This window comes from Streptomyces recifensis, from assembly GCF_002154615.1.
GTDB lineage: Bacteria > Actinomycetota > Actinomycetes > Streptomycetales > Streptomycetaceae > Streptomyces > Streptomyces griseoluteus.
Map to the genome: position 1 here is coordinate 1 of NZ_MUNH01000130.1, position 13,313 is coordinate 13,313.

At 72.2% G+C, this 13,313-nt stretch carries 12 protein-coding genes; 2 read left to right on the forward strand and 10 right to left on the reverse strand.

The window, feature by feature from the left end; all coding sequences use genetic code 11:
• Positions 1-14 precede the first annotated feature (14 nt).
• A complete protein-coding gene (locus tag CCN33_RS08495; RefSeq protein ID WP_086692806.1) occupies positions 15-1,739 on the reverse strand; it encodes an outer membrane protein assembly factor BamB family protein in 1,725 nt (574 codons plus the stop codon).
• Positions 1,740-1,904: 165 nt separating this feature from the next.
• Positions 1,905-3,713 (reverse strand): ABC-F family ATP-binding cassette domain-containing protein, encoded by a 1,809-nt coding sequence (locus CCN33_RS08500; RefSeq protein ID WP_086692808.1) that lies wholly within the window; start codon positions 3,711-3,713, stop codon positions 1,905-1,907.
• A gap of 158 nt (positions 3,714-3,871) precedes the next feature.
• Here CCN33_RS08500 and CCN33_RS08505 point away from each other — a divergent pair, with 158 nt between their 5' ends.
• Positions 3,872-4,465, forward strand: a complete 594-nt coding sequence (locus CCN33_RS08505; RefSeq protein ID WP_086692827.1) for a Uma2 family endonuclease — start codon at positions 3,872-3,874, stop codon at positions 4,463-4,465.
• A gap of 3 nt (positions 4,466-4,468) precedes the next feature.
• On the opposite strand, the gene CCN33_RS08510 is transcribed toward CCN33_RS08505, so the two are convergent.
• The 6 genes from CCN33_RS08510 to rsmI form a co-directional block, all read right to left on the reverse strand.
• Entirely contained in the window at positions 4,469-5,362 is an 894-nt protein-coding gene (locus CCN33_RS08510; RefSeq protein ID WP_086692811.1) for a 4-(cytidine 5'-diphospho)-2-C-methyl-D-erythritol kinase, read from the reverse strand.
• Positions 5,359-6,228, reverse strand: a complete 870-nt coding sequence (gene rsmA / locus CCN33_RS08515) for a 16S rRNA (adenine(1518)-N(6)/adenine(1519)-N(6))-dimethyltransferase RsmA (protein WP_086692813.1) — start codon at positions 6,226-6,228, stop codon at positions 5,359-5,361. The genes CCN33_RS08510 and rsmA overlap by 4 nt, the downstream gene beginning before the upstream one ends.
• Before the next feature lie 41 nt (positions 6,229-6,269).
• On the reverse strand, positions 6,270-7,565 hold the full coding sequence (locus CCN33_RS08520; RefSeq protein ID WP_086692815.1) for a resuscitation-promoting factor: 1,296 nt from the start codon (positions 7,563-7,565) through the stop codon (positions 6,270-6,272).
• Positions 7,566-7,696: 131 nt separating this feature from the next.
• On the reverse strand, positions 7,697-8,578 hold the full coding sequence (locus tag CCN33_RS08525) for a TatD family hydrolase (protein WP_086692817.1): 882 nt from the start codon (positions 8,576-8,578) through the stop codon (positions 7,697-7,699).
• A gap of 25 nt (positions 8,579-8,603) precedes the next feature.
• Complete coding sequence (locus CCN33_RS08530; protein WP_086692819.1) at positions 8,604-8,963, reverse strand: hypothetical protein; 360 nt, start codon at positions 8,961-8,963, stop codon at positions 8,604-8,606.
• Between the two features lie 245 nt (positions 8,964-9,208).
• Positions 9,209-10,057, reverse strand: coding sequence for a 16S rRNA (cytidine(1402)-2'-O)-methyltransferase (gene rsmI / locus CCN33_RS08535; RefSeq protein ID WP_086692821.1), 849 nt, complete (start codon positions 10,055-10,057; stop codon positions 9,209-9,211).
• Positions 10,058-10,163: 106 nt separating this feature from the next.
• Here rsmI and CCN33_RS08540 point away from each other — a divergent pair, with 106 nt between their 5' ends.
• Positions 10,164-11,915, forward strand: a complete 1,752-nt coding sequence (locus tag CCN33_RS08540; RefSeq protein WP_167387797.1) for a dolichyl-phosphate-mannose--protein mannosyltransferase — start codon at positions 10,164-10,166, stop codon at positions 11,913-11,915.
• A gap of 150 nt (positions 11,916-12,065) precedes the next feature.
• Here the strand turns inward: CCN33_RS08540 and CCN33_RS08545 are convergent, their stop codons facing one another.
• On the reverse strand, positions 12,066-12,395 hold the full coding sequence (locus CCN33_RS08545) for a hypothetical protein (RefSeq protein ID WP_086692823.1): 330 nt from the start codon (positions 12,393-12,395) through the stop codon (positions 12,066-12,068).
• A 10-nt stretch (positions 12,396-12,405) separates the two neighbouring features.
• Positions 12,406-12,957, reverse strand: coding sequence for a hypothetical protein (locus tag CCN33_RS08550; protein WP_086692825.1), 552 nt, complete (start codon positions 12,955-12,957; stop codon positions 12,406-12,408).
• Positions 12,958-13,313: the final 356 nt, after the last annotated feature.

Sequence of the window (13,313 nt, forward strand, 5' to 3'; positions counted from 1 at the left end):
GAGGAGGGCGTGGGCTACTTGCCGTAGGCCATCATCAGCTTCTCCTCGGAGTCGTCCTGGCCGCTCAGCCGGTTGGTGGCGATGAAGAAGCGGCCGCCGGACCAGACCGTGGTGGCGTCGAAGAAACCGTTCTCGATCTTCGCCGCGCCGTCCGGGTTCCGGAGCAGCGTGGTGGGCCGGTGCGCGCCGGGGCCGGTCGGGATGGACAGCACCCGGCCGCCCTGGGTGTAGGCCGCGTCGGCGTAGGCGATGAGATTGCCGCCCTGGAGTCCGACCGGGGCCATCGGGCGGGCGAGCGGGGACTTCACCCGCCACTTCTCCTTGCCGTCGGCGAGGCCGATGGCGATGATCTCGTTCGCGCCGGTGGTGGACTCGGTGGGCAGGTACAGGGTCCTGGCGTCCACCGCGACGGCCTGGCAGTTCTGCAGGCCGCGGTCCAGGGAGAGGAAGCCGCAGCCGGGGGCGAACTTCTTGTCGACCTTGACCTCGGAGGTGAAGCGGCCACGGCTGTCGAGGGTGGAGATGTTCCACGCCTTCTTGTCGCGGTTGGTCAGGTAGACGACCAGCGGGTTCAGGGAGAAGACGCGCTCGGCCCGCCAGCCCTTGGTGACGACGCGGGTCCACTTCGCCTTGCCGGTGGCCGGGTCCAGTTCGCGGATCTCGTCGCGCTCCTTGGCACCGCCCGCCCCGCAGGAGGCCACCTGGACCAGGCGTCCGCCGTCACCGGCGTATCCGGCCGGGTAGCAGTCCGTGCCGTACTTCTTGAGGTCGTACCTCTTCTTGCCGGTGGCCGCGTCGTACGCGGTGCCCGACATGTCGCGGCCGACCATCAGGGTCCGGCCGGCCAGCGTCAGCTCGATGCTGCGGGTGCTGTCGAACAGGGCGGAGCCGTCGGCGACCTGGGCGTGCCAGCCCTTCTTGCCGGTGTCCAGGTCGATCTGCTGGAGCTGGTTGCACTTGGCGCGGTCGGTGGTGCCGTTCATGTACGCGACGACGATCCTGCCGTCGGCGCCGGCGCGCTTGGTGACCGCGCAGACCTCGTGCGGCAGGGTGATCGGGGCCCAGGCGGGCGTGCCGTCCGCGACGCGGAAGCCGACGACCTCCTTGTAGGCGGCCTTCACCGCGGTCTTCTCGGTGACCCAGAGGCCGGGCGCGTCCGCGCCGTTGCCGGGGGCGTCGGGGGCGGACTTGTACCAGAGGACCTTCGCCTCGCCGGGCTTGCGGCCCGCGTTGAGGTCCTCGGCGTCCGCGCGGCCGTCGCCCTCGCCGTCGCCGGTGTCGGCGGAGGGGGACGCGGTGGCGGAGTGCCGGGTGTCGCCGCTGGGGTGGGCGACGGGCTTGTCGTCGTCCCCACCGCCACTGGTGACGGCGTACACGGTGCCGCCTACGAGCAGCAGCGCGACGGCCACCGCCCCGGCTATCAGCGCGGTGCGCTTCTTGCCGCCGGGCGGCTTGCCGGGGGCACCGGGGTGCGGGTGGGTGCCGTAGGGGACCTGCCCGTAGGGGCCGGGGGTCTGGCCGTACGGACCGGGAGCCTGGCCGTAGGGACCGGGCTGGGCGTACGGGCCGGGGGGCTGCTGGGGGTAACCGTAGCCGGGCTGCTGGGGAGCGCCGAACCCGCCTTGCGGCGGCGGCTGTTGCGGAGCGCCGAAGCCCCCCTGCGGCTGGCCCTGCGGTGGCTGGTTCTGCGGCGGGCCGAAGCCGCCGTGCGGCGGCTGACCGGGCGGCGGCTGGCTCATCAGCGCTGCTCCCCCTCGTTCACTGATTTTTAGCCTACGAACCGCCTTTCTATCACCGACCGGTGACGGCACAGGGGCCCGTGTGGACCCCTGTGCCCAAGGACGAACCACCCCGTGATGCGGCCGTTACGGACCCGCCGGTATGGCCGGATTCCGCCGTACGCCCTACGCGTCCTCCGCCAGCTCCAGCCAGCGCAGCTCCAGTTCCTCGCGCTCGCCGGCGAGTTCGCGCAGTTCCGCGTCGAGTTCGGCGACCTTGGCGAAGTCGGTGGCGTGGTCCGCGATCCGGGTGTGCAGCTTGGACTCCTTGTCGGAGATCTTGTCCAACTGCCGCTCGATCTTCTGGAGTTCCTTCTTCGCGGCCCGCTGGTCGGCGGCGCTCTTCTCCGTGGCGGCCGGGGCGGGCGCGGCGGCGGCCGAGCGCTGGGCGACGGCCTCCTCCATGCGCAGCCGGCGCTCCAGGTACTCGTCGATGCCTCGCGGCAGCATGCGCAGGGCGCCGTCGCCGAGGAGGGCGTACACCTTGTCGGTGGTGCGCTCGACGAAGAACCGGTCGTGGGAGATGACGACCATCGAGCCGGGCCAGCCGTCGAGGACGTCCTCCAGCTGGGTCAGGGTCTCGATGTCCAGGTCGTTGGTGGGCTCGTCGAGGAAGAGGACGTTGGGCTCGTCCATGAGCAGGCGCAGCAGCTGGAGCCTGCGGCGCTCACCGCCGGAGAGGTCGCCGACCGGCGTCCACTGCTTCTCCTTGGTGAAGCCGAACGTCTCGCAGAGCTGGCCCGCCGTCATCTCGCGGCCCTTGCCGAGGTCGACGCGCTCGCGGACCCGCTGCACGGCCTCCAGCACCCGCCAGTCGGGGTCGAGTTCGGCGACCTCCTGGGAGAGGTAGGCGAGCTTGACGGTCCTGCCGACGTTGACCTTGCCGCCCGCCGGCTGCTCCTCGCCGCCGGAGCGGGCGGCCTCGGCCATGGCCCGCAGCAGGGAGGTCTTGCCGGCGCCGTTGACACCGACCAGGCCGATGCGGTCGCCGGGGCCGAGCTGCCAGGTGACGTGCTTCAGCAGTTCCTTGGGGCCGGCGGTGACACTGACGTCCTCCAGGTCGAAGACCGTCTTGCCGAGCCGGGAGGAGGCGAACTTCATCAGCTCGCTGCTGTCGCGGGGCGGCGGTACGTCCTTGATCAGCTCGTTGGCGGCCTCGACGCGGAAGCGGGGCTTGGAGGTGCGGGCGGGGGCGCCCCGGCGCAGCCAGGCCAGCTCCTTGCGGACCAGGTTCTGCCGCTTGGTCTCCTCGGTGGCGGCGATGCGCTCGCGCTCGGCACGGGCGAAGACGTAGTCGGAGTAGCCGCCTTCGTACTCGTAGACCGTGCCGCGCTGGACGTCCCACATGCGGGTGCAGACCTGGTCCAGGAACCAGCGGTCGTGGGTGACGCAGACGAGTGCCGACCGGCGCTCGCGCAGGTGCCGGGCGAGCCAGGCGATGCCCTCGACGTCGAGGTGGTTGGTGGGCTCGTCCAGGACGAGGAGGTCCTGCTCCTCGATCAGCAGCTTGGCGAGCGCGATCCGGCGCCGCTCACCGCCGGACAGCGGGCCGATGACGGTGTCCAGCCCCTTGGGGAAGCCCGGCAGGTCCAGCCCGCCGAACAGCCCGGTGAGCACGTCCCTGACCTTGGCGTTGCCCGCCCACTCGTGGTCGGCCAGGTCACCGATGACCTCGTGCCGGACGGTGGCCCCGGGGTCCAGCGAGTCGTGCTGGGTCAGCACCCCGATCCGCAGCCCTCCGGAGTGCGTGACCCGCCCGCTGTCGGCCTCCTCGACCTTGGCGAGCATCCGGATCAGCGTGGTCTTCCCGTCGCCGTTGCGCCCGACGACCCCGATCCGGTCCCCTTCCGACACACCGAGCGAGACGCCGTCCAGCAGGGCCCGCGTGCCGTAGACCTTGCTGACGTTCTCGACATTGACCAGATTGACGGCCATTTCACTCCTGTGCAGGGGGATCGATCAGCCTTCAAGCGTAGGCCCTGCCGGGTCGGAGGCGGGGCGCGCGGGTGCGGTCACTCTTTGTGATGACGTGATCGACGTTCGGCCGCTACCGTTGACCCCAGGCAGCAGGATCTCCGTCCATGGGAGGCACCATGACCGCCGAGTCCGTAGAGCACCGTCCGCACTGGCCGGTGCCGCCCAAGGACGGCTACACCGTGGACGACCTGTTCACACTGCCGGATCTCCCGCCGCACACAGAGCTGATCGACGGGAGCCTGGTTTTCGTGACCCCTCAACGGATCTTTCACTCCGACACGATCGACATGCTGATCCAGGGCTTGCGCCGGACCGTGCCGTCGGAGCTGAAGGTCAAACGAGAGATCCCCGTTGTCCTCGACCGGCGCAACGCCCCCGAGCCGGACCTCTGCGTCGTGCGCGCCGAGTCCGTCTCGGATCGCCGCCAGTCGCGTTTCGAGGCTGCCGACGTCCTGCTCGCCGTGGAGGTGGTCTCCCCGGACTCCGAGGCCCGGGACCGTGACACCAAGCCACACAAGTATGCCGCGGCGGGCATTCCCCACTTCTGGCTGGTGGAGATGGCCGGCGAGGACGACCACCCCGTGGTGCAGGTGTACGAGCGCGGCCAGGCCACCGGGACGTATGCCCTGACCGGCATCCACCACGCGCAGGTCAAGCTGACCGCGCCCTACGGGATCGACATCGACCTGACGGAGATCGACCGTCTCTGAGGCTCAGAGGATCGTCGCACCCGGTACCGGGCCCGCGGCCGTGCGGGTGGTGCGGCAGGTGCCGGAGTTCTCAAGGGCCTGGGCGACCCGGGTGGCCGTGGGGGCGTCCGGGACCAGGAAGGCCGTCGTCGGGCCCGAGCCCGAGACCAGGGTGGCCAGGGCACCCGCGGTGCGGCCCGTTTCCAGCGTGGCTGCCAGCTCCGGGTAGAGGGAGAGGGCGGCCGGCTGGAGGTCGTTGGTGAGGGCTGCCGCCAGGGCCTCCGGGTCGCCCTTCGCCAGGGCCGTCAGGAGGGCCGGGTCGGCCTCCGGGGCCGGGACGGCGTGGCCCTCCGTCAGGCGGTCGAACTCGCGGAACACCGCCGGGGTCGACAGGCCCCGCCCCGCCATCGCGAACACCCAGTGGAAGGTGCCCCCGACCTCCAGCGGAGCCAGCTTCTCGCCGCGCCCGGTACCGAGCGCCGCGCCGCCGACCAGGCTGAAGGGGACGTCACTGCCCAGCTCGGCGCAGATGTCGAGCAGCTCGGCACGCGTGGCGCCCGTGCCCCACAGCGCGTCGCAGGCCACCAGCGCGCCCGCGCCGTCCGCGCTGCCGCCGGCCATGCCGCCTGCGACGGGGATGTCCTTGGCGATGTGGAGGTGCACGGCGGGCTCGATGCCCCGGCGTTCGGCGAGTGCGAGCGCGGCGCGGGCGGCTAGGTTGGTGCGGTCCAGGGGGACCGACGCGGCGTCCGGCCCGGAGCAGGTGACGCGGAGCTCGTCGGCCGGGGTCACGGTGACCTCGTCGTGGAGGCCGACCGCGAGGAAGACGTTGGCCAGGTCGTGGAAGCCGTCGGGGCGGGCCGCGCCCACGCCGAGCTGGACGTTGACCTTGGCGGGGACCCGTACCGTGACGCTCACGCGCCCGCTCCCTTGTGCTCGGCGATCGCCGCGAACTCCTCGACCGTCAGCGCCTCGCCGCGCGCCTGCGGGGAGACCCCGGCGGCGACCAGCGCGGCCTCGGCGGCGGCGGCCGACCCGGCCCAGCCGGCGAGCGCGGCACGCAGGGTCTTGCGGCGCTGGGCGAAGGCGGCGTCGACCACGGCGAAGACCTCCGCGCGGGTGGCCGACGTCTTGACCGGCTCGGTGCGCCGGACCAGCGAGACCAGGCCGCTGTCCACGTTCGGCGCGGGCCAGAACACGTTCCGCCCGATCGCCCCGGCCCGCTTGACCTCGGCGTACCAGTTGGCCTTGACCGAGGGCACGCCGTACACCTTGGAGCCGGGCGCGGCGGCGAGCCGGTCGGCGACCTCGGACTGGACCATCACCAGGGTGCGCTCGATGCTCGGGAAGGCGGCGAGCATGTGCAGCAGCACGGGGACGGCGACGTTGTAGGGCAGGTTGGCGACGAGCGCGGTCGGCGGCGGGCCGGGCAGCTCCTCGACGAGCATCGCGTCGGAGTGCACCAGCGCGAACCGGTCGGCGCGGTCGGGCATCCGGGCGGCGACGGTCGCGGGCAGCGCGGCGGCCAGCACGTCGTCGATCTCGACGGCGGTGACCCGGTCGGCCGCCTCCAGCAGGGCCAGGGTGAGGGAGCCGAGTCCCGGCCCGACCTCCACCACCACGTCGTCGGGGCGCACCCCGGCGGTGCGCACGATACGGCGGACCGTGTTGGCGTCGATCACGAAGTTCTGGCCGCGCTGCTTGGTCGGCCGTACGCCGAGCACGGCCGCCAGTTCGCGGATGTCGGCGGGACCGAGGAGGGCGTCGGGGGTGGGGCTGCTCACGGGACAAGGGTACGGGGCGGCACGGGCGCCGCCGCCCCGGCTCAGCCGCGCAGCCGCGCCCCGCAGTGCGGCCAGGGCGAGGTGCCGTGCCGCAGGTACAGGGTCTTGGCGCGCCGGGTCTGCTCCTCGGGCGGCGCGTCCTCGGGCCGGCCGCTGCCGCCGAGGCGGTGCCAGGTGGCGGTGTCGAACTGGTAGAGCCCGCCGTAGGTGCCGGAGGGGTCGACGGCGTCGGCCCGGCCGCCGGACTCGCAGACGGCCAGCGCGTGCCAGTTCAGGCCGTCCGCGCCGGAGGCGGTGGCCGGGCGGGCCTTGGTACCGACCCGGACGAGCTGCCGGAGTGGCTCGCGGACCACCTCGGAGTGCTCACGGCGGGGGCGCTGCCGGACGCCGTTGACGGTGCGCAGCAGGTAGGTGGTGCGCCGCAGCCCCGGCCGTCCGGCCCGGTCGACGACCTCGGTGCCCTTGGGCAGCGTGGGGTCCTCGGTGCGGCGGACGGCGTACGGGATCTCCTCGTCGCGCGTCTCGCGGGTGCCGGTGATCCGCAGCACGGTGACGGTCTGCCCGTCGCGCGGGAAGGAGGTGCCGGGCACGGAGGTGGTGTCCTCGCCGTGCAGGGTGATCCCGGCCTCGCGCAGCGCCTCGGCGACGGTGGCCGCATTGGTGCGCAGGGTGCGGGTGCGCCCGTCGGCCATGACGGTGACGCTGCGCTCGGTACGGACGTCCAGGGCGAGTCCGGCGCGCCCGATGGGCAGCGAGCGGGACGCGGACAGGTACGCGCCCTCCGCCCGCACCCCGAGCTGCCTGAGCGCGCCGTCGACCGTGTCGGCGGTGGTCCACACCACGCGGCGCTCGCCGTCGATGGTGAGCCGGACCGGGCGGCCGTGGCGTACGGCGATCTCGTCGCCGTCGGCCAGCGGGGTGCCGGGGGCGGGCGCGACCACGTCGTGCGGGCCAACCCGGACGCCCTCGTCGGCGAGGAGGCCGGTGACGTCGTCGGCGAAGGTGTGCAGGGTGCGCGGGCGGCCGTCGACGGTCAGCTCGACCGCCTTGTCCTCGGCGACGAAGGCGGCGGTGCCGCCGGCGAGGAACGCGACGACGAGCGCCTGGGGCAGCAGCCGGCGCACCGGCGACTCGGGCCGTCCGGCGGCCCGCCGTCCGCGCCCTGCCGGTCTCGCACCCTGCTGTGCCCTGCGGGGCGGTGGTACGGCCTCGTAGGCGGGCCGGTAGGTGTCGGGCCGGACGCCGTACGGCAGGGTCAGCGCGCTGTGCACCGACGGCACGGCCGGTTCGTCGCCGAGGGTGCCGTGGGGGCCGTACCGCTCGTACTGCTGGGTCACGCCGACACGCTCCAGGGGGCGTTGGCCGATCGGGCCCCCAGAACCTAGCGGAGCGGACGTCACTCTCCAAAGCGACGCGACCACTCAGGGTCATGGCTCGAACTGGCGCCTCAGTGAAGACCCGGCCGCCTTCAGTACCCGAAGGCGCGCGCGGTGTTGGCGCCGAGGGCGGCGGCGAGGGTGTCCTCGTCGGTGCCGCGTACGGCGGCCATGGCGCGCACGGTGACCGGGACCAGGTAGGGGGCGTTGGGGCGGCCCCGGTAGGGCGCGGGGGTGAGGAAGGGGGCGTCGGTCTCCACCAGGACCAGCTCCAGCGGGGCCACGGCCAGGGCGTCCCGGAGGTTCTGGGCGTTCTTGAAGGTGACGTTGCCGGCGAAGGACATGTAGTAGCCCTCGCGGGCGCAGATCCCGGCCATGTCGGCGTCGCCGGAGTAGCAGTGGAAGACGGTGCGCTCGGGTGCGCCCTCCTCCTTCAGCACGCGCAGCACGTCGGCGTGGGCGTCGCGGTCGTGGATGACCAGGGTCTTGCCGTGCCGCTTGGCGATCTCGATGTGGGCGCGGAAGGACCGCTCCTGCGCCTCCTTGCCCTCGGGGCCGGTGCGGAAGAAGTCGAGGCCGGTCTCGCCGACGCCCTTGACCTGCGGGAGCGCGGCGAGCCGGTCGATCTCGGCGAGCGCCTCGTCGAGCGCGGCGTCCCCGCCCGGCTGCCTGGCCCCTTGCCGGGACCAGCCGTCGGGGTCGCCGTGCACGATGCGCGGTGCCTCGTTCGGGTGCAGCGCGACCGTCGCGTGGACGCGCTCGTGCGCGGCGGCCGTCTCGGCGGCCCAGCGGGAGCCCGCCAGGTCGCAGCCGACCTGCACGACCGTGGTCACACCGACCGACGCGGCCTTCGCCAGCCCCTCCTCGACGGTGCCGGACTGCATGTCGAGGTGGGTGTGCGAGTCGGCCACCTCGACGCCGAGGGGTGCGGGGAGCGGGGGCGGCGCGTTCTTGTCACCGGCGTTCGAAGGCATGCCCCGATCCTACGGAAGGGGCGCGCTAGCTCGCCCGGCGCTGGAAGGGATGCAGCAGGTCGGAGAGGTGCCAGTGGTGGGCCTCCGGCACCGGCACCGGCTCTGGCATCCGCTCCGGGGCCGGGGCCGGGGCCGGGCGGCGTACGGAGGACACCTGCCCGGCGCGCATGATCCGTACGACGTGCCCGTCGCAGTTCTCGCACACCGGCCGGCTCAGCGGGGACGGCACGACGGCGCCGTCGACCACGTACCGGACGCACTCGTGGCCCTCGGTGTCGATGTGGTGCTCTATCGCGTACGACTGCTCCCAGCCGTGCCCGCAGCGCATGCAGGCGAACGCGTACGACTCGTGAACGGCGGCGATCTGCCCGGCGACCTCACTCATGCCCAGCTCCTGCGGTCCACTGGCGCCCCCGGTACGGAGGCGGGGGACGGTTCCCGCCCCTTCGACCAGTGGACGCCCGCTCCGCCCCGAACGCACGCGACCTGTCGACTGTTGGACCCCCCTTGGCCGGTCCTTGCCGAACCGCTCCGCCGGGGCCCCCGATCCCTTTGCCCACGCGACCCCCCGTTTGCCCGCCCATGGGGCGCACCCCGGCATACGCGCTGCGCGAAGGGCGCGGGGCCCGCTCAGCCCGCCGAGCGCTTCGACGCCACCACCGCGTCGAAGACGACCCGCTTGGGGAGGCCGGCCTCGGCGGCGACCGCCGCGATCGCCTCCTTGCGGCGTTCGCCGGCGTCCTCGCGGATGCGGACGCGGCGGACGAGTTCACCGGCGTCGAGTTCCTCGGGGCCGGACTCGGGGGCGCCCTCGACGACGACGGTGATCTCGCCGCGTACGCCCTCGGCCGCCCAGGCGGCCAGATCGCCGAGGGGGCCGCGCTTGACCTCCTCGTACGTCTTGGTCAGCTCGCGGCAGACGGCGGCCCGGCGGTCGGCGCCGAAGACCTCGGCCATCGCGGCGAGGGTGTCGTCCAGGCGGTGCGGGGCCTCGAAGTAGACGAGGGTGCGCCGCTCACCGGCGACCTCGCGCAGCCGGGACAGCCGCTCGCCGGCCTTGCGCGGCAGGAACCCCTCGAAGCAGAACCGGTCCACCGGCAGCCCGGACAGCGCGAGCGCGGTGAGCACGGCGGACGGCCCCGGCACGGCGGTGACCTTGATGTCGTGCTCGACGGCGGCCGCGACCAGCCGGTAGCCGGGGTCGGAGACCGACGGCATCCCCGCGTCCGTGACGAGGAGCACCCGGGCGCCCCCGCGCAGCTCCTCCACCAGCTCGGGGGTGCGCGCGGACTCGTTGCCCTCGAAGTACGACACCACCCGGCCGCCCGGCGTCACGCCGAGGGCCTGGGTGAGGCGGCGCAGCCGCCGGGTGTCCTCGGCGGCGATCACGTCGGCCTCCGCGAGCTCCTTGGACAGCCGGGGCGGGGCGTCCGCGACGTCGCCGATGGGGGTACCTGCGAGGACAAGGGTTCCAGTCACGTCGACCATCCTCCCAGGGGCGCCGGGCGGCACGGAAAACGATCGCGTCCCAATCGGTACCGCGCTTGCACGGGACTCACACGGCACGTTTCCCTACCATGGCGCGGTGACCAGTACCGCGTCCTCCACGGACCTCCGGCAGGGCCAGGCGCCGCCCGACGACGAGCGGCCCTCCTGGCAGCGGCGGCTGCGCCGATTCGGCTACGTACCTCCCGCGGGCGCCCCCGCGGCCGACGTACGGGACCGGCTCGTGCCGCCCTACGCGCAGCCCTCGCCGAGGGTGTGGCAGGTGCTGGGCTGCCCGCCGCACCTGGCGGACCGGATCACCCGCTGGTCGGGCTGGGGCGGGCCGCTGCTGGTGACGCTGCTCGCGGGCCTGCTGCGGTTCTGGCACCTGGGCAGCCCGCGCGCGGTGATATTCGACGAGACGTACTACGCCAAGGACGCCTGGGCGCTGGTCCACCGGGGCTTCGAGGTCAACTGGGACAAGAACGCCAACGACGCGGTCCTCGCCACCCACGGCCACCTAGCCGTCCCCACGGACGCGGCGTACGTGGTGCACCCGCCGGTCGGCAAGTACGTCATCGGCCTGGGCGAGCTGATCTTCGGGTTCGACCCGTTCGGCTGGCGGTTCATGACCGCGCTGCTCGGCACGCTGAGCGTGCTGCTGCTGTGCCGGATCGGCCGCCGGATGTTCCGCTCGACGTTCCTCGGCTGCCTGGCGGGCGGGCTGATGGCGGTGGACGGCCTGCACTTCGTGATGAGCCGGACCGCGCTGCTGGACGGCGTGCTGATGTTCTTCGTGGTCGCCGCCTTCGGCTGCCTGGTGGTGGACCGGGACCGGGCGCGGGAGAGACTCGCCGCCGCGCTCCCGGTCGGCCCGGACGGCATCGCCCGCCCCGACGCCCGCGTCGCCGACACCTTCCGCTTCGGCTGGCGCCCCTGGCGCTGGGGCGCGGGCGTGATGCTGGGCCTGGCCTTCGGCACCAAGTGGAACGGCCTGTACATCCTGGCCGCGTTCTGCCTGATGGCGGTGTTGTGGGACGTGGGCGCCCGCAAGGTCGCCGGCGCCCGGCACCCGTACGAGGCGGTGCTGAAGTACGACACCGGGTTCGCCTTCCTGGCGACGGTGCCGGTGGCGATCGCGGTGTACGCCGCCTCCTGGATCGGCTGGATCCTCTCCCCCACCGACGGCACCGGCGGCTACTTCCGCAACTGGGCCGCGACCGACGGCCGGGGCGGCTCCTGGACCTTCCTGCCGGACTGGCTGCGCAGCCTGTGGCACTACGAGCACGAGGTCTACAACTTCCACGTCCACCTGTCGTCCCCGCACACCTACCAGTCCAACCCGTGGAGCTGGATCGTGCTGGGCCGCCCGGTCTCGTTCTTCTACGAGTCCCCCGGCCCCGGCTCCGCCGGCTGCCCGATCGGCACCACCGACAAGTGCGCCCGCGAGGTCCTCGCCCTCGGCACCCCGATGCTCTGGTGGGCGGGCTGCGCGGCGGTCCTCTACGTCCTGTGGCGCTGGGCCTTCCGCCGCGACTGGCGCGCCGGCGCCATCGCCTGCGGCGTCGCCGCCGGGTACCTCCCCTGGTTCATGTACCAGGAGCGCACGATCTTCCTGTTCTACGCGGTCGTCTTCGTCCCCTTCCTCTGCCTCGCGGTCGCCATGCTGGTCGGCGCGATCATCGGCCCTCCGCATTCCACCGACACCCGCCGAGTGATCGGCGCGACCGCCGCCGGCGTCCTGGTCCTCCTGATCATCTGGAACTTCATCTACTTCTGGCCCCTGTACACCGGCCAGGCCGTCCCCATCGGGTCCTGGCGGGGGCGGATGTGGCTGGACACGTGGGTCTAGCCGGGCAGACACGCCACGAGGGCACGGCCGCCGGCCGTGCCCTCGTGGTCGTTGTCGGTCAGTGCCGGCCGCCCCCGCACGGCCCAGAGGTGGCCCGTGGCAGATGTACAGATCCTGACGAGCGATCCGGAGGAGATGGACCTCACTCTCTCAGTCCAGCCTTTTCCCCATGCGCGCTGAGAACTTCTCCGTGTCCTTTGTGTGCCACCACTCGAACAGGTGGGTCCGCACAAGCATCCCGAGGTAATTCAGGCTCTCTTCGGAGAGGTCTCCGCTCACCAAACTCGCTTCATAACCCTGGTAGTCGAGTGAGACTTCCCAGAGTTGCCCTGAGACGCTGACCTGGATTTCCAGAAGCAGTTTGGGGAGGACAGACGTCACCTTCACCTCGAGGACTTCGAGAGAGGTTCCTCCTCCCTCGCTCTGCAGTCCTGAAAGCCTTTGGGCGAGCGCTTCCCTCACTTGCTCCGGGGTGGCCATACGGCTCCTCTCAGCACTTTGCCTCTGCACTCGCTGACGCTGCGGCCACGGCCGGGGTTGTGTACTCCACCGTGGCCGTGATGACCCCCTGGGGCGTCAGACCGCCCGGCATCCCTCCAAGGGGGCCCTTGTTGACGACCACCTTGAAGTTCTTCCTCGGCGGCTTCGAGGAGCAACCAGTGCCCACCTTGTATCGGTAGTACACCCCGGGGGTCCTCTCGTAGCCGTTGAAGAGTGTGTCACTGATCTTGTTCTTGAAGCTGGTGCTCCAGCGTCCACGCTCAACTATGTGGTTGTAGCCCCAAGTTTTCGTTCCGCAGCGCAGAGGCATCTTGCTCGGGCCGATGTAGAAGGTATAGGCGACCTTGGAGTAGTGCTGCGACTTGCAGGGGTTCGACGCGCTCGCCGCGGCTGCCGCGGGCACCTCGGTGGACGCATTCGCGGGTACAGGTGCGGCGGTCAGCAGGATAACGGCCCCCGCTGCCGCGATGAACGTCGCGGTGGACCTGCGTGAATACGTAGTGCGCACGTCTTCTCTTTTCGCCGCCGGATGGTTCTTCATGTCCTCTGTGGCTTCCTTATGCTCTCCTTCTGAGATTTGTGTTCGCAAGGAATCACCGCGTGACCATGTTCACGCTCCGGAGCGCAACCGATACGCTGAGCTGTTCATCTTGCCTGGAATGGTTGGCCGCAGCCGGCCTCCCGGCGCTTCCAACGCCTTCCAGGCCGCCCGGACCGTGGCCTTTGAGCAGGTCGGGCGGGAACACGCCAGGTTTCGCCACCCCCGCGGGGGCGCTGCCTGGGGGTTCTCGAAGCGCCAGGGGAACGCGCCAGTCGAACGCCACCGGGCCCGCCACCGGCATATGGGGGCGAACCCCCATATCGGCCGGGAGCGGGGGCGGTTGAGCGAGCGGGGGC

Coding starts and splice junctions, on each gene's coding strand:
- CCN33_RS08530 (WP_086692819.1), bottom strand. CDS start 8,963: ATGAGTGAGGTCGCCGGGCAGATCGCCGCCGTTCACGAGTCGTACGCG.
- CCN33_RS08505 (WP_086692827.1), top strand. CDS start 3,872: ATGACCGCCGAGTCCGTAGAGCACCGTCCGCACTGGCCGGTGCCGCCC.
- CCN33_RS08495 (WP_086692806.1), bottom strand. CDS start 1,739: ATGAGCCAGCCGCCGCCCGGTCAGCCGCCGCACGGCGGCTTCGGCCCG.
- CCN33_RS08525 (WP_086692817.1), bottom strand. CDS start 8,578: ATGCCTTCGAACGCCGGTGACAAGAACGCGCCGCCCCCGCTCCCCGCA.
- CCN33_RS08545 (WP_086692823.1), bottom strand. CDS start 12,395: ATGGCCACCCCGGAGCAAGTGAGGGAAGCGCTCGCCCAAAGGCTTTCA.
- CCN33_RS08500 (WP_086692808.1), bottom strand. CDS start 3,713: ATGGCCGTCAATCTGGTCAATGTCGAGAACGTCAGCAAGGTCTACGGC.
- CCN33_RS08550 (WP_086692825.1), bottom strand. CDS start 12,957: ATGAAGAACCATCCGGCGGCGAAAAGAGAAGACGTGCGCACTACGTAT.